9 protein-coding genes and 1 pseudogene are annotated in these 16702 nt (G+C 73.1%); all 10 read right to left on the bottom strand.

All coding sequences use genetic code 11. From position 1 onward, the window contains the following. Nucleotides 1–61: 61 nt before the first annotated feature. A complete protein-coding gene (abc-f, locus tag OG617_RS28375; RefSeq protein WP_405095985.1) occupies nucleotides 62–1699 on the bottom strand; it encodes a ribosomal protection-like ABC-F family protein in 1638 nt (545 codons plus the stop codon). 216 nt (nucleotides 1700–1915) lie between these two features. Then, nucleotides 1916–2074: a hypothetical protein gene (locus OG617_RS28370; RefSeq protein ID WP_405095984.1), complete on the bottom strand. Its 159-nt coding sequence runs from the start codon at nucleotides 2072–2074 to the stop codon at nucleotides 1916–1918. 150 nt (nucleotides 2075–2224) lie between these two features. Beyond that, the gene (locus OG617_RS28365) at nucleotides 2225–2608 is read right to left on the bottom strand and encodes a hypothetical protein (protein WP_405104125.1); all 384 of its coding nucleotides are present in this window, start codon (nucleotides 2606–2608) and stop codon (nucleotides 2225–2227) included. A gap of 163 nt (nucleotides 2609–2771) precedes the next feature. Beyond that, nucleotides 2772–2870, bottom strand: a pseudogene (locus OG617_RS28360) (FAD-binding protein); the annotation flags it as partial. Between the two features lie 181 nt (nucleotides 2871–3051). Next, nucleotides 3052–3480, bottom strand: coding sequence for a hypothetical protein (locus tag OG617_RS28355; RefSeq protein ID WP_405095983.1), 429 nt, complete (start codon nucleotides 3478–3480; stop codon nucleotides 3052–3054). After that, a complete protein-coding gene (locus tag OG617_RS28350) occupies nucleotides 3470–4921 on the bottom strand; it encodes an NAD(P)/FAD-dependent oxidoreductase (RefSeq protein WP_405095982.1) in 1452 nt (483 codons plus the stop codon). The genes OG617_RS28355 and OG617_RS28350 overlap by 11 nt, the downstream gene beginning before the upstream one ends. A gap of 5 nt (nucleotides 4922–4926) precedes the next feature. Continuing rightward, nucleotides 4927–6030, bottom strand: a complete 1104-nt coding sequence (locus OG617_RS28345) for a saccharopine dehydrogenase NADP-binding domain-containing protein (RefSeq protein WP_405095981.1) — start codon at nucleotides 6028–6030, stop codon at nucleotides 4927–4929. Continuing rightward, nucleotides 6027–6923, bottom strand: a complete 897-nt coding sequence (locus OG617_RS28340; RefSeq protein WP_405095980.1) for a MaoC/PaaZ C-terminal domain-containing protein — start codon at nucleotides 6921–6923, stop codon at nucleotides 6027–6029. Before OG617_RS28340 ends, OG617_RS28345 begins: the two co-directional genes overlap by 4 nt. Further along, on the bottom strand, nucleotides 6920–12325 hold the full coding sequence (locus OG617_RS28335; protein WP_405095979.1) for an amino acid adenylation domain-containing protein: 5406 nt from the start codon (nucleotides 12323–12325) through the stop codon (nucleotides 6920–6922). Before OG617_RS28335 ends, OG617_RS28340 begins: the two co-directional genes overlap by 4 nt. Nucleotides 12326–12380: 55 nt before the next feature. Then, a complete protein-coding gene (locus OG617_RS28330; RefSeq protein ID WP_405095978.1) occupies nucleotides 12381–16688 on the bottom strand; it encodes a type I polyketide synthase in 4308 nt (1435 codons plus the stop codon). Between the last annotated feature and the right edge of the window lie 14 nt (nucleotides 16689–16702).

Here is a 16702-nt window from a genome sequence, read left to right as displayed (position 1 = left end):
GACGCCGGCCGGCCGGCAGCAGGGGCCAGGCGGCGGCAACACCCGCGGCCGCCGGGAGCCCTCAGCCGGCCTCCGGGGCCCCGGTCTCGGTCAGGCGTCCGTCGGCCAGCCTCAACCAGCGGGTCACCCCGATCTCGGTCAGGAACCGCTCGTCGTGGCTGACCACCACGAAGGCGCCCTGGTACGCGACGAGCGCGCTTTCCAGCTGGCCGACGCTGACCAGATCCAGGTTGTTGGTGGGTTCGTCGAGAAGCAGCAGCTGGGGTGCGGGTTCGGCGAACAGGATGCAGGCGAGCGTCGCCCGCAGGCGCTCGCCGCCGGAGAGCACCCGCACCGGCAGGTGGACGCGGGAACCGCGGAACAGGAACCGGGCGAGCAGGTTCATCCGGTCGGCGTCGGGCAGTGCGGGTGCGAACGCGGCGAGGTTCTCGGCGACCGTGCGGGCGGGGTCGAGCAGGTCGAGCCGCTGGGACAGGTACGCGACGCGGCCGTCGGCTCGGGCGGCGGTGCCGGACACCGGTGTCCGGTCGCCGCTGATCAGCCGGAGGAGGGTCGACTTGCCCGCGCCGTTGGCGCCGGTCAGGGCGATGCGCTCCGGGCCCCGGATGGTCAGGTCGACGCCCTCGCCGGCGAAGACCGGGCGGCCGTCGTACCCGGCCCGCAGGTGTTCGCCCTGGAAGACGGTGCGCCCGGCCGGCACGTTCGTGCCGGGCAGCTCGATCGCGATCCGGTCGTCCTGGCGGGCGGCGCGGCCGGCCTGGTCCAGGCGGGCCTGGGCGTCGCCGACCCGGTCCGCGTGGGTCTCGTTCGACCGGGCCGCCGAGACCTGGGCATCACGCTTCAGCCCGCCGGCGACGATCCGGGCCAGGCCGGCGTTGGACAGGTTGCGGGACGCGTTCGATGCCCGGCGGGCGGCGCGCTCGCGGGCCTGTTGCATGTCACGCTTCTGCCGCTTGAGGTCCTGCTCGGCGTTGCGCACCTGGCGTTCGGCCGCCTCGCGCCGGCCCCGCGCGGCCTGCTCGTAGTCGGTGTACGTGCCGCCGTACCACTCGATCTCGCCGTTCGCCAGGGCGGCGATGCGGTCCACCTCGTCGAGCAGCGCCCGGTCGTGGCTGACGACCAGGAGGCAGCCGGTCCACGCGCGCAGCACCGCGGTCAGCCGATCCCGCGCCTCGCTGTCGAGGTTGTTCGTCGGCTCGTCCAGCAGGAGGACGTCCGGACGTTTGAGGAGCTGGGCGGCCAGGCCCAGGGACACCACCTGCCCGCCGCTGAGGGTGCCCAGCTTCCGGTCCAGGGTGAGATCGCCGAGGCCGAGCCGGTCCAGCTCGGCGCGGGTGCGCTCCTCGACGTCCCACTCGTTGCCGACTGTCGTGAAGTGCTCCTCACTCGCGTCGCCGGCCTCGATGGCGTGCAGCGCGGCGATGATCTGGTCGACGCCGAGGAGTTGAGCGACGCTCTGCTCGCCGGTGAAGGGCAGGTGCTGGGGCAGGTAGCCGAGCGTGCCCCGCACCGTGACGGATCCGGTGGTCGGGCGGAGTTCCCCGGCGATCAGCCGCAGCAGTGTGCTCTTCCCCGCGCCGTTGGCCGCCACCAGGCCGGTGCGGCCACCGGGCACGGAGAAGGAGAGGTCGCTGAACACCGGGGTGTCGTCCGGCCAGGCGAAGGACAGGGCGGAGCAGACGATGTAACCGTTGGACATGGTGAGAACCTCGGAACGCGTGATCCGGGCGCGCACACAGAGGGGCACCCGGCGGGAACAGGGACGACGAGATGACCGCGGCGACAGCGCGATCACGCGCCTGTCGGCGGCCGGTCCGGGATCTCACCCGGAGATGTCGTCGTCACCTGCCATGTTGACTCCGTTCTCCGGCGACTCGGACAAGAGTAACGCGCGGTCGCTGCCGAGGCCATCTGGTCACGAGCCGACCACCGCCCATCCGGGGAACGCGGTGTCGGGGCCGCCCGGCACCATGACCTCCGCCCCCGTTCCGGCCAACGCCGCCAGGTCGGCCCACGCCCGCCGGCCGCAGGCCAGGTCGGGGTGGCTCCACCCCTCCCGCGTAACGACCCGCACAGCCCTCCGCCCGCCCGGGCCGGCCGGACCAGGTCGCCGGTCACGGCAGCCTGGCCAGCAACCGGGCGTCAGGTGCTCCCGGAGGGTGGACGCGTCGACCTCGGATACTCGCGGCCCGAGAACGGGACACTCGCTCCGACCGGCATCGACTCACCGCTGTGGCGTGTCGACCCGCTCGGGTGGCACGGGCGGGCCGGCCAGGCGGCGGGCGGTCACCCGGGCGGCGATCCGCGGGGCGAACAACGTCCGCGACGAGGTGATCATTTGGTACGAGCTCCACAGGGTGGAGGCGATGGCGGGGTCCCGCGTGGCCAGTTCCCAGAGGGTGTCGGTGTACCAGTCCATGGCGCGCGCGCCCGGGATCCGCACGCCGTCGGTGGTGGGCAGGCGGGTGTCCTGCACGGCGGCGGTGGTCCATGGCATCCGCACGATCTTCGCGAAGCGCCGAGGCAGCTGGGTGGTGATCCGGTCCACCGACGCGCCGGCGCGCAGTGCCCGGGCCAGCTCGACGACCTCGCGGGCGATCACGGTCATGCCCTGCCCGTAGGTGGGATTGAAGGCGCAGAAGCTGTCCCCGATCGGCAGGAATCAACTGTTCCAGCGTCTGCGCCCCGGCGGCGAGCAGCACGTGCGCGTGCCGGCTCTGCGGGGTGCCCCGCCGGATGCCGAACACGTCGGCGAGGACGTCCCGCTCCAGGACGGTCACCGGCAGACCGTGCCGGGCCAGGGCGGTGGCGGCGATGAGCCCCGCCACGCCGGCCCCGATCACCACGGGATGTCCGATGTTGCCTGTCATGCTCAACTCCTCCGGGCCCCTCCCGGAGACCCCGCGGGCACCGCCCGTGGCCCGCACGCTCACCGGTGGAAATGGTTCTCTGTGGACGCGGTGGGCCTCGGTCGGCCGGTCGTGACGTTCGGTCGTGAGCACTCCTGTGGACATTGGCCGGCCGGCCACGACCGGCCGGCCAATGCGGGGCTCAGGCCGGCGTGCCAGGTACGGCCTTGAGGCGGCGGAACACCGCCGCGAAGATCACGCCACTGCCGATCGTGGCGACCACGTCCGTCAGGACCCAGCTGACCGCGACCGACGAGGGCATCGGCAGGATCGCGTAGAGCGACAGGTGGGCGGCGACCATGAACAACCCGATCCACAGCCCGATCCGGGCGCCCTCGGCCACCGTCAGGCCTTCCCGGCCGTCCGCCACGATCAGGCAGAACACCAGGCTGGAGATGATCCAGCCGAGGAACATCAGGACGATCTTGGAATTGAGTTCCTCGGCGGGGCGGAAGAACTCGGGTGCGGCGTCGTAGACGCCCTTGAGCAGGACGTTGTGCACCAGGACGCTGAAGGCGATGTTGAAGATCAACACCGCGAAGGCGGCGCCGAGCAGGGGCTTAAACCTCATGGGGGACCTCGTTCTCGTTCTGTTCGGTGGGGGCTACCGGCCGGGACGGGGGCAGCGGGACATCGGTGCCGGTCCTCGTGCCGGACGCGGGACGCCAGACGCGGCGCAACACGTTCGGGCGCAGCAACTCGGTCGGCTGCCGGGTCAGGTGCATGACCTCGAGGAACATGCGGCAGAGCTGCACGTCACCCGGTGCGACCCTGAGCAGGCGGCCCATGTAGCGGTACATCAACCTGTTCACCGCCGTCGGCCGCATGCCCTCCGTCTCCGGCCACCGCACGTCCTCGCCGAGGGCCACGTCCCACGGGACGCGGGCGATGCGGGCGAACCTTCGGTGGAACCGGTCCTCGGGGCGGGGTTGCCCGTCGGCCAGGCATTCCCGCAGCGCCAGGGCGGCGAGGGCGTTGACGGTCAGGCCCTGCCCGTAGGCCGGGTTGAACGCGCACGCCGCGTCGCCTGTCACGACGAGGTTCGCCGGCATCCGCAGCCGTTCGTAGTGCCGCCACCGGTTCTCGGTGCGGCGGTAGCCCCGCACCGGTCCCCACGGCGTGGCTAGCCGCGCCGCCTCCGCCAGCAGCGGACTGGCCAAACTGCCGGCGAACTCCCACCAGGCGGCCTCGTCGGTGGGCGCCGCGTGCTGTCCCATGCCGCCGAGGGTGACCACCCACCTGTCGCCCTCAACCGGCAGCAGCACCCCGCCCCGGGCCAGCGACGGCGGCCGGTTGTTGATCAGGATGGCCTTCCAGTCGGCCTGGAAACCCGCCGGGGCGGCGAACCAGCGGGTGGCGTAGCCGAGCCGCGAGTTCACCACCGTCTCCGGTGGCGTCGGCAGGCCATGGCGGTCCAGCCACTCCGGCAGCCGGGAGGAACGACCGGTGGCGTCCACCACCAGGTCCGCCTCGATCTGCTGGCCCGGCACCAGCCCGGAGGCTTCGCCGACCGGAGCGACCTCGACACCACGTACCCGGTTGGCGGCGGTGTCCAGCAGCAACCCGGTGGCCCGGTGCCGGCCCAGGACGTGGACCTGCGGCTGTGCGGTCACCCGCCGCCGAACGGCCCAGTCGATGAGGCCACGGCTGGCCGAATAGCTGACCAGGTCGGAGTCGAAGGACGGGGTCCAGCCACCCGGCAGCAGCATCCGCGCGTCGGAGGTCCAGCAGATGCGCGGGGCGCCGGCCGCAGCCAACTCGTCCCCCAGACCGGGCAGCAGCTTCTCCAGCGCCCGGTAGCCGGCGGTCAGCAGGAGATGGTTGTGCAGCCCCTGGGGCAGTCCGGGACGCTGGTCGGGGCCGGCGGGCAGCTCGTCCCGTTCGACCACCGTGACCCGGGCGAAGTGCGGGGCGAGCACCCAGGCGGCCAGCATGCCGGCGGAACCGCCGCCCAGCACGACCGCGTGTCCGGTGCCATCCCGGCCCGCGGACGGGCCCGTCGTCGACGCCACCGGGCTCACCCGACCCGGTAGTCGACGCCGACGGAGGCCAGTTCGTCGGCCAGCAGCAGCGGGTCCGCCATCTTGTCCAGGGTCGCGATGCCGGCGGCGGCGACCTTGTCCTCGACGACCAGTCGCGCCGCGGTCGCCGGAATGACCCCGGACAGCCAGTACCCGTCCCGGCGGGTCTCGACGAGGTCGACCTGGAGCTGCTGGCCGTTCTCGGCGTGGACCCGCCCCCGCAGCACCTGCGCGACGCCCCGGCGCCGCACCCGCCGCCGGAAGGCCGGGCCGACCACCCGGTCGGCCAGCCACTGTTCGCCCTTGGTGGTGCCGTGCCAGAAGGACCGCACCACCGGGATGAGCAGTTCCGCGTCGTAGGCCAGGAAGACCTCGCGGTTGTGGTCGGCGCTGTCGGACATGACGAGTTTGCGGCCGACCGGCGCGGGCAGTTCGGCGAACCGCAGCCGGGGCTTGGACCGTTTGCGGTCCTCCGGCCGGATCGACATGTCCGCACTCGGCGGCGTCGGCGTCGGCCGCCGGCGTCGGGTGACCCGCTGTACCGCGTCGAGCACCCCGGGGCCGTAGAAGATGCCGCCGACCAGGTCGAGCAGGCCGTAGCCGAGGTATTCGTTGCAGTCGTACGCGTAGACCTCGACCGAGGCGACCGGGCCGAGCCGCGCGGCCCCCACCGTCTCCAGGTAGCGGACCACGATGTCCGGCAGGCCGGGCAGCCATCCGGTGTACGTGATCCACCGGATGCCCTTGTCCCGCAGCGCGCTCTCCTGCTCCTGCCAGCGTTCCGCGCGGAAGGCGGTGGTGTCGACCAGGTGGCAGCCGCTGTCCAGCACGGCCTGGGCGAACGCGTCACTGTACCGGCTGCAGTTCACCAGCACAGCGCACCGCTGGGCGAAGTCGGCCACCGACGTCTGGTCGAACACGTCGACCACCTGGGTGGCGGGGCTGCCGTCCACCCCCGCGGCTAGCTCGGCCAGGCGTTCCGGGTCGCGACCGCCCAGCAGCAACTCGTAGCCGCCGTACCGGGCCAGCTCCCGCACCACGTTGCGGCCCACGTGCCCGTAGGCGCCCAGTACCCCAATGGTCTGACGACCGTCGTTCATAACCAGATCTCCTCATCGAGCGGGCCAGCGACCGGGCTGGCCGGTGCCAGCCGAGCCTGTCCATGGGTAAGGACCGGACGTCCGTCCGCGGCTCGGCGGACGCGTACCCCGTGCCGCTGCGGATCGAGCGGCCAGCCCTCGCCCACGAGGGTGTCCCCGGGGTACGCGGCCCCGCTGAACCGCACGTCCAGGCCGGTCAGCCTCCCCGGATCACCGCCGCAGGCGTGCCGTACGACCATCAGGGCGGCAGCGCCGTAGACGCAGAGCCCGTGCAGCAACGGCCGGGGGTAACCGACGCGGGCCGCCGCGTCGGGCAGCACGTGGGCCGGGTTGCGATCACCGTTGAGCCGGAACAGCAGCGCCTGGGTGGGGGCGGTCACCACCTCGCCGCGCCAGCCCGGTGATCCCGCCACGGCCGGCGGGACGGCGCTCGTCGCCCGCTCCGCCCCGGGGCCGCCGGCTTCCCGGCAGAGCAGGGTGGACACCCCGTCGGCGAGAGGCACGCCCCGGCTGTCACACACCGTGGTCCGCAACCGCAGCAGGACGTCCCGGTCCTGCTCGTCGCGGCCGTCGACGGTGACGGTGGTGCTCAGCTCGGCACCCTCCGCCGGCAGCGGCGCCCGGCAGCGCAGGCTCTGGGCGACGTGCAGGACGGTGCGGGGGTCGACCCCGAGCCGCTCCACCGCGTCGATCACCGCCCGGCCCATCGGCACGGTGGCGAACGTGGGCAGCACCCGCAGCCCGCCGACCAGCTCGCAGAGCAGGTGCAACTCGTCGTCGCGGGCACCACAGCCCAACGCGTACAGAATCACATCGCGCTCGTCGTAGCGGTAACGGGCGTCGGTCAGCACGGGCGCCGCCGCGCCGCCGCCCGCCGGGCCACCGGTGGTCACCGCCGCCGCCCGGCGACCGGCGCCACCAGGTCCAGCGCGCGACGCACCTCGTCGAGCACCTGCTCCTGGCCGGGCACCAGGTAGAAGTGGTCGCCGGGCAGCATCCGCAGCCGCATCGGGAACGCGGTGTGCCGCTGCCAGCCGTGCAGCTCCTCCTGGGTGATGTCGTCCTGGTCGCCGCTGAGCACGGTCATCGGGATGGGCAGCGGCGGTTCGGGGGCGCACAGGTAGGTCTCCACCGCGTTGAAGTCGCTGCGCATCACCGGCAGCACCAGGTCGAGCAGTTCCTCGTCCTGGAGGACCTCGGGCGGGGTGCCCCCGTAGCCGCTGATGTGGGCGAAGAACTCCGCCTTGGCCAGGTTCCGGATGGGCGCCTGCCGGCGCGGGAAGTGCGGTCCCCGGTTGCCGGAGATGACCAGGTGCCCGGGTCCGGCCAGGCCACGCCAGCGCAGCGCGCGGGTGGTCTCCAGGCTCACGAACGCGCCCATGCTGTGCCCGAAGAAGACCAGCGGGGTGCCGTCGTCCTCGTGCGCGATCGCCTCGGCGATCTCGGCTGCCATCCCGACGGTGTGACTCAGCAGAGGCTCGTCGACCCGGCCGTCGCGTCCCGGCAGGCGGACCGCGCACAGCTCCACGTCGGCCGGCAGCTGGCCGGCCCACGGCCGGTACGCCATCCGGTTGCCGCCGCCGTGCGGGAAGCAGACCAGCCGGACCCGGGGCCGCTTGACCGGCGTCAGGCGGCTCAGCAGCGACTCCGCGCGTGCGGGCCGTCGCGACGGTACCGGCACCGCGTCGGCCAGCGCGGCGACCGTGGTCTGCGGCTCAGCGACCATCCGCTCCAGGACCCGCGTCCAGTCGTCGAGCATCACCGACACAGCGTTGGCACTGAGGTGCCGCTCGTAGTAGGACATGAACAGGGTGAGCTGCTCACCGGGGAAGACGTCGATGCGCAGCGGCACCTCGGTCTTGGTGTAGAAGCTGGGCAGGGTGGGGACGATCCGGATCTGCTCGGTTCCCCCCACGTCCATCAACGCGCCGAGATTCTGGAAGACCAGGTAGTGGTCGTACAGCGGGCTGCCCGACGGCAGACCGAGGGCCGCGCGGATCACCCGCTGCGGGGTCCGCTCGTACGGCAGCACCTCCTTCTGCGCCACCTGGACCTCACGCAACCAGTCGCCCAGTGCGCGTCCACGCTCGATCCGCAGCCTGGTGGGCAGCGTGTTGATGAACGGTCCCGCGATCAGGCCCACGCCGGGCATGCCAGCCGGCCGGCCGCTGGAGGTCACCCCGAAGACCACGTCGGAGGTGCCCCGGTAGCGGCTCAGCAGCAGCCCCCAGGCCGCCTGGACCAGGGTGTTGACCGTGACGTGGTGCTGTCGGGCCAGCTCGTCCAACGCCCTGGTCAGTTCGACGCTGAACACCCGGTGCTGGCGCGGGTACGCGTCGCCGGCGCGCGGCGGACGGCCCGGAGCGCCGCCGACGATGGCGGTGGGCATCCGCGCACCGCCCAGCCACCGCCGCCAGAACGACTCCTCGTCGCCCGGCGCGCCGGCCCGCACCGCGGCGAGGTACTCGGGCAGGGTCGGTGGTTCGTCGAGCTGAGCCTGCTCCCCGCCGCACCGGGCGAGGTAGCAGATCACCAGCTCCCGGAAGACGATCGCCAGGCTCCAGCCGTCGAGGAACATGTAGTTGAAGGTCAACGCGAAGCGGTAGTCGCGGTCGCCGAACCGGAAGAGCGTCACCGAGGCGGGACGGGGCACGGTCAGGTCGAGCCGGGAGCGCCGGTGCCGCTCGAACAGCTCCGTGATCCGCGCCTCCCGCGCCGCCGGGTCCAGCTCCCGGACGTCGCGCACCTCGATGTGTGCATCGTTGTCCCCGTGCACCACGAGCCACGGACGGGCCAGTCCTTCCCAGGCGATCGCGGCGCGCAGGATCGGATGCCGGCGCACGAGGTCCCGCCAGGCCAGCGCGAACAACTCGACGTCGATGTCGCCCTCCAGCGGGAACACCCGCTGGATGTCGTAGATCCCCGGTTCGTCGCCGGCCTGGAACATCTCGAACATGTGCTCCTGCACGGTCAGCAGCGGGTACACCCCGGCGATGCCCGGCCGGCCGGCCAGTTCGCGTGCCTCGTCGTCCAGCAGGTCCACCGGATCCGTCGGAGCGGGCGGCGTCGCCGCGGGCGCGGAGCCGACCACCTCGGCCAGTTCGGCGATCGTCGGGTGGGCGAACAGGTGTCTGGGTTCCAGGTGCAGCCCGGCCTCCCGCGCGGCCATCACCACCTGCACGGACAGGATCGAGTCGCCGCCCAACGCGAAGAAGTTGTCCCGCGCGCCGATGTCCTGGACGCCGAGCACCGTACGCCACAGCGCGGCCAGCCGCTCCTCGACCGGGCCGGACGGGGCCACCCGCTCGGCGTCGGTGGCCAGGCTGGACCCGTCCGCCTCCGGCAACGCGGCCTGATCGACCTTGCCGTTCGGGCCCAGTGGCAGCTCGTCGAGCAACACGAACGCCGCCGGGACCATCGCCTCGGGCAGCCGCTCGATGAGGTACTGGCGCAGCTCGGCCGGCTCCGGCGGCGGCGACCCGGCCGCGGTCAGGTAGCCGACCAGGCGGGTGTTCCCGCCGGCCGCGCCGCGGATCACCGCGACCGCGGACTCGACCCGCGGGTGGGTCCGCAGCGCCGCCTCGACCTCGCCCAGCTCGATGCGGTGGCCACGGATCTTCACCTGCCGGTCGGTCCGGCCGAGGAACTCGACCGCGCCGTCTGCCCGGAGCCGAGCCCGGTCCCCGGTACGGTAGAGCCGCCCGCCGGACAGGCCCGGCACTGCGCACTCGACGAAGCGCTCCGCGGTCAGCTCCGGTCGGTGCAGGTAGCCACGGGCGACCTGCACGCCGCCGATCCACAGTTCCCCCGGCACCCCGAACGGCGTCGGCCGCCGGTGCGTGTCCAGCACGTACAGCTGGACGTTCGCCACCGGCCGGCCGATCGGCACCGACGGTCCGTCGGGCTCCGGCGGGCAGTGCCACGCCGAGACGTCGACCGCGGCCTCGGTGGGCCCGTACAGGTTGTGCAGTTCGGCGTCGAGCAGCTCGGCGCACCGCCGTTGCAGGTCGGTGGTCAGTTCCTCGCCGCTGCAGATGACCCGGCGCAGGCTCCCGCACGCGGAGACGTCCGGTACGGCCAGGAACGCCCGGAGCATCGACGGCACGAAGTGCACCGTGGTGATCCCCCGCTGCTGGATCACCCGGGCCAGGTACTCGGGATCGCGGTGGCCGTCCGGCTCGGCGTGGATCAGCTCGGCGCCGCTCAGCAGCGGCCAGAACAGTTCCCACACCGAGACGTCGAAGCCGATGGGCGTCTTCTGCAGCACCCGGTCGGTGCCGTCCAGCCGGTACGTCTCCTGGGCCCAGCAGAGCCGGTTGACGATCGCCGCGTGCTCCACCACCACCCCCTTCGGGGTGCCGGTGGATCCCGAGGTGTAGATGACGTACGCCGCGGCCGAGCCCCCGCCGACCGGGGCGAGATCGTCGTCCGGGTGGGCGGCCAGCTCGTCCTGGTCGATGTCGCCGGCCCGCAGGACCAGGTCCGGCCGCGCCTCGGCCTCGATGGCGGCCAGCCGCGGCTGCGGGTACGAGGGGTCCAGGGGCAGGTACGCCCCGCCGGCCTTGAGTACCGCCAGCAGGGTCACCGACAGCTCGATCGAGCGCGACATGCGCACCGCCACCAGGGACTCGTGCCAGACACCCCGGGCCCGCAACACCCGGGCGAGCCGGTTGGCGCGGCCGTTGAGCTCCCGGTAGGTCAGTGTCTCGGAACCGGCGGAGACGGCGGGTGCGTCCGGCGTGCGACGCACCTGCTCCTCGATGAGTTCGTGCAGCCGCTGCGGCGCCTGGTAGTCGCGTACCGGGCCGACGCTCGCCGCGGACAACCGGGTCCGCTCGTCCGCGCCGAGCACCGGCAGCTCGCTGACCGGGGACTGCGGGGCGTCGGCGGCCCCGTCGAGCAGGGTGAGCAGGTGCCCGCTCATCCGGGCGACGGTCGGCGCGTCGAAGAGGTCGGTGGCGTACTCGAAGAAGCCGACCAGCCCACCATCGGCGGACGGCAGCAGGTAGAGCATCAGGTCGAACTGGGCGGCGGCGTGCTCCACCTCGCGGACGGTCAGTTCCGCCCGCCCGATCCGCATCGCCGGGGTCGGCGTGTTCTCCAGCACGAACATCACCTGGAACAGGGCGTTGCGGCTCAGGTCCTGATCAGGGTCGACGTGGTCGATGAGCTGCTCGAACGTGACGTCCGGGTCGCCGAAGGCGCCCAGCGCCGTGTCGCGGACCGCCGCGATGAGATCGCCGAAGCTGGCGTCGCCGTCGACCTCGGTACGCAACACCAGCGTGTTGATGAAGCAGCCGACGAGCGCTTCCAGCTCGCTGCGTTCCCGCCCCGCCACCGGGGTGCCGATGGTCAGATCGGACTGACCGCCGTAGCGGTACAGCAACGCGTAGAAGCCGGCGAGCAGCGTCATGAACGGCGTGGCGTGGTGCCGCCGGCTCAGCGTGTGAAGGCGTTCGTACAGATCCGCCGGGATCTGGAACCAGTGACGCGCGCCGCGCAGCGTCTGCTCAGCCGGTCGGGGGCGGTCGGCCGGCAGCCCGGCGAGCGGCTCGGGAGCGGTGGCGAACCGCTCGCGCCAGTAGTCGGGCAGCTCGACGGCCCCGCGTTGGCGCACCTGCCAGGCGTGGTCGCCGTAACTGACAGGCAGTGCGGGCAACTGCGGCGCCTCACCGGCCTCGGTCGCCTCGTACCAGGCCGCCAGCTCGCGCAGCAGCACCCCCTTGGACCAGCCGTCACCCACCAGGTGGTGCAGGGTCACCACGAGGACCTGCCGCCGGCCGGCGCGGCGGATCAGCCGGGCGCGTACCAGCACGTCGCGGTCGATGGCGAACGGCCGGCGGATCTCCTCGGCGGCGATCCGGTCGATCTCCGCCTCGGCGGTGTCGGCGGGCAGGTCCTGCACCGCCACCGTGATCTCGACGCGGTCCCGGACGATCTGCTGGAGCTGCCCGTCGGCGAAGGTGAACGTGGTGCGCAGCGGCTCGTGCCGGTCGGCCACCGCGGTCAGTCCACGGCCCAGCAGCTCCGGATCCAGCTCGCCGTCGACGTCGAGGACGAACGGGATGTGGTACGCCGACGTGCCCGGCACGAGCTGCTCGACGAACCAGATGCGCTGCTGCGATGGCAGGGCGGGTGCCCGACCGGGGTCGGGACGGGTCGCGGCGGTGACCGGCGTCGCCCGCGTCGCCGGAGCGGGCCGTTCGACCCCGGCCTTGCCCCGCAGGCGTTCGAGCAACGCCCGCTTGGCGTCCGAGAGCGCGTCGACGCTCACGTCACCGGGCTTGACCTGCATGATCGACTCGCTTCCTCTGGTGGGGCGGGGACCCCGGCCGTGTCGGGGGGTGGGGTCAGCCCTCGTCGAGAAGCCGCTGGGCTTCTTCCTCGGACATCGCGGCGACCTTCTGCAGCAGCAGCTCGTCGATGAGTTCGGCGAGCGCGCTGACCGTGGGCCGTTCGAAGATCTGCTTGAGCGGCGGTCGTACCGGCAGGTCCTCGCGCAACCGGGCGGCGAGCCGGGTGGCGCTGAGCGAGTCGCCCCCCAGGTCGAAGAAGTTGTCGTGGATCCCGATCGGCGCGTATCCCAGGGTCTGCTCCCAGTGGCCCACGATCAGCTTCTCGAGCTCGTTGCGCGGCTCCTCGTACGGGGTGGCGATGTTGGCTCGGGCGCGGTCGATCAGCGCGCTGTCCCCGAGGGACTCGGCGTCGGTCGGGGCCTCCTCCTCGTCGCGCGGGCCGCGCAGCAGTTGCCCCGGGTCGACGGCGCAGACGGCCAGCTCGGGACCGGGACGCTGCGCCAGTGCGGCGGCGATGGCCCGTACGGTGTCCGGACCGCCCACCCCGCCCGACGGCTGTCCCCCGCCGGCCGGCGCCTCGATCGCGAGCATGACCCACCGGCCGACACCCGCCGACCACTGCGCGGAAGCCACCGCGCCGGCCACCGCCGTCCGCACACCCGGCACCGAGAGTCCCGGCCCGCCCAGCCAGCCCGGCAACGAGCCGAGCAGGACGCAGGAGTCCACCCCCGCCGCCTCGGCGGCGAGATCGAGAGCGGTCAGCTCGGCCAGGACCTGTTCCACCACCGCCACCAGCGGGCCGGAGTCCTCCAGCCCGCGCCGCCGGCCCGGGTCACCGAGCAGGTGGATGATCCCATCGACCGGGCGGCCGTCGTCACCCACCGCCAGGCTCTGCACGCTCTCCACGTCGTCCAGGTCCAACTCACGGACCACCACCTCGGCGCGCCGTCCCCGCACCACCGCGAGGTCGCTCTCCGAGGGCTGTCCCCCGTCCGCGGTCCGGCAGGCCAGGACCAGCCGGGCGACCTGGTCGGCCAGCGCCGTGGCCACGGCCCGGGCCGACGGGCACCACTCGCCGGTGAGCAGGTAACTGCCGTCGGGCCGCAGGCCCTGGTCCGGCGCGGGCAGCGGCAGCCGGTCGAACGCCCGGATCCACCGGTATCCGCCGCGCACGGCGGTGACCCCGCCGGCGGTGCCACCGGCCAGCGCCGCGGCGAGCTGCCGGGCGTCGGTCTCGGCGCGGTCGGGTGGCAGGTCGACCACCTCCCAGCCGAACTCGGTGAACTCGGCGGCGGCGGAGCCCAGCACGGGGATCACGGCGTGATCGGCCGGGGCACCCTGTTCGCCGCCGAGCACGTGCTCGGCGGCGCGGGTGGCGACGACGACCCGCAGCGCGTCGGACTCGGGGCGGGACCCGACCGCGACCAGGACGTCGCGGAGCCGCCGCAACGCCTCCGGGGTGCCGTCGGGCTCCATCAGCCACAGCAGGCCGGTGAAGTCACCGAGCCGGTCCAGTTCGGCCTCGACGTCGGTCGCGCCCACGACGACGGCCTTGCCGCCCCGCTCGGCCACCGCGTCGGTGACCGCCCGGGCGAGGTCCTCGTCGGCGCCGGCCACCAGCCACGCCTGTCCCTCGGCGGGGCCGCCGGTCGTCGCCGGGGCCCGCCGCCAGGTGGGCACGTACAGCGCCGCGCTGCCCGCCCGCGCGCCGGTCGCGGCGTCCGGCCAGTGCCGCTTGCGGGTGAAGGGGTACGTCGGCAGGGGCACCCGGTGCGGCCGGTCGCCCTCGTGCAACGCCGTCCAGTCGATCGGCGCGCCGGCCAGCCACAGCCGGCCCACCGCCAGGTGCAGCGCCGCGAGGTCCGAGGTCGCGCTGTCGGTGGCCCGCCGGACGCAGCTGAGCACCAGCCGGGTCCGTTCGCACTCCGGATGCTGGCGGACCAGGCTGGCCATGCCCCCGCCCGGGGAGAGGTCCAGCACCACCGTGTCGGAATCGGCCAGGACCCGGCCGACACCGTCGGCGAACCGCACCGTCTGCCGCAGATGCCGCACGAAGTAGTCCGGGTCGGTGGCCTGCTCGGCGTCGATCCAGTCCCCGGTCACGTTGGACAGGTACGGAATCGTCGGCGGGTTCAGCCGCACCGGCTCCAGGGCGCGGGCGAACTCCGGCAGGATCGGCTCGACCGCCGGTGAGTGCGACAGCGCGTTGAGCCGCAGGCGTCGTACGGTGACCCCGCGTTCGGTCAGCCGGGTCTCCAGTTCGTCGATGGCGGCCACCGGGCCGGTCACCGTGCTCAGCGACACCCCGTTGACTGCGGCGATCTGCACGTGCGGGCCGAGCAGCGGACCGAGTTCCGCCTCGGACAGCTCGACGATGGCCATCCCGGCGTCGCTGAGGCTCCGATCGATCAGCTGTCCCCGGGTGGCCACGATGTGCACCGCGTCGTCCAGGGAGATCACTCCCGACAGGGTCGCCGCGACGTACTCGCCGAGGCTGTGCCCGAGCATCGCGGTCGGCTGGACCCCCAGGTCCATCCAGAGCCGGGCCAGGGCGTACTGCGTGGAGAAGAGCGCCGGCAACATGTACACGGTGCGGTGCAGCGCCCGGCCGGCGTCGGCCTCGCCGGCCGGCTCGACGAAGAGCACCTCGCGGAAGTCGGTGCCCGTCCGGCCGAGGAACGCCTCGGCGCACTCGTCGAAACGGGCCCGGAAGCCCGGCACGAGGCGGTACAGCTCGCGGGCCATGTTCGGGTACTGCGTGCCGCCTCCGGCGAACAGGAACGCCACCCGCTTCGGCTGGTCGGCGGCGACCCCGGTGAGCATCCGGGCGGGATCGGCGCCGCTGAGGACGGCCGTCACGTCGGCATGGTCGCGCCCGATCACCACCCGGCGGTGGGCCAGCTCCCGACGGCCGTTCTGCAGGGTGAAGGCGATGTCCGCCAGGCGGTGCTCCCCGGCCTCGCCGGTCAGGGCCGCGGCGAGGCCGGAGCCGGCACGCTCCAGTTCCGCCTCGGTCCGGGCCGACAACGGCAGCAGGTAGCTGGAAGCCGCCCCGGGCGCGCGTTCGGCGGCGGGCGGCGGCTCCTCGACCACGACATGCACGTTCGTGCCGCCGATGCCGAACGAGCTCACCCCGGCCCGGCGGGGATGGCTCGTGGCCGGCCACGGTCGGGCGACCGGGGAGAGGGTGAACGGGCTGTCCTCGATCCCGAGGTTGGGGTGCGGTTCCTCGAAGTTGACGTTGGGCGGAAGCTCACCGTGCCGGACCACGAGCGCGGCCTTGATCAGCGCCGCTACCCCGGCCGCGGAGACGAGGTGCCCCATGTTGGCCTTGAGCGTGCCGAGCGCGCAGAAGCCCCGCTCGTCCGTCTCCGCCTCGAAGACCTGCCGGAGCGCGGCGATCTCCACGGCGTCCCCGAGCGGGGTGGCCGTGCCGTGACACTCCAGGTAACCGATCGACTCGGCCGGCACGTCGGCGATGGCCAACGCCTCGGCCACCACGGCGGACTGCCCGTCGACCGACGGCGCGGTGTAGCCGACCTTGTCCGACCCGTCGTTGTTGATCGCGGTGCCTCGGATGACGGCGTGGATGTGGTCACCGTCGGCGAGCGCGTCGTCCAGCCGCTTCAGCAGCACGATCCCGACGGCGCTGCCGAAGAGGGTGCCCTCGGCGCGCGCGTCGAAGGACCGGCAGTGCCCGTCCGGCGAGGCGATGCCGTCCTCGCGGTAGAAGTAGCCCACCTGCGGCAGGGTGACGGAGGATCCGCCCGCCAGGGCCATGTCGCACTGCTGGGTGTGCAGGCTCTCGCAGGCCAGCGCGATCGCCGTCAACGACGTGGAGCAGGCGGTCTGCACGGTGATGCTCGGTCCCCGCAGGCCCAGCTTGTAGGACACCCGGGAGGTGGCGTAGTCCTTGTCGTTGGTGATGATGTCGCCGATCCGGCCGGTGGCCTCGGCGATCGGCACGTCGGAGCGCAGCTTGAAGGCCAGATAGGTGTTCATGTTGATGCCGCCGTACACGCCGATCGGCCCGGGGTAGCGGTCCGGGTCGTAGCCGGCGTTGTCGAGCGCCTCCCACGCCGTCTCCAGGAACAGCCGGTGCTGCGGGTCCATCGTGGTGGCCTCCCGCGGGCTGATGCCGAAGGCGGCGGCGTCGAACATCTCGATGCCGTCCATCCGGCCACCGGCCGGGACGAACGTCGGGTCCCGCAGCACCTCCGGATCGATGCCCTCGGCCTCCAGATCACCCGCCGAGCCGAAGGTCACGCACTCCACGCCGGTACGGATGTTCTCCCAGAACTCGGCGACGCCGCCGGAACGGGGAAACCGGCCGGCCATGCCGATGATGGCGATGTCAGACACGAGCTGTTCCTCTC

The organism is Micromonospora sp. NBC_01412 (assembly GCF_045040215.1).
GTDB classification, from domain to species: domain Bacteria; phylum Actinomycetota; class Actinomycetes; order Mycobacteriales; family Micromonosporaceae; genus Micromonospora; species Micromonospora rubida.
Note: the sequence above shows the minus strand (reverse complement) of the source record. Positions and strands in the feature narration are given on the sequence as shown.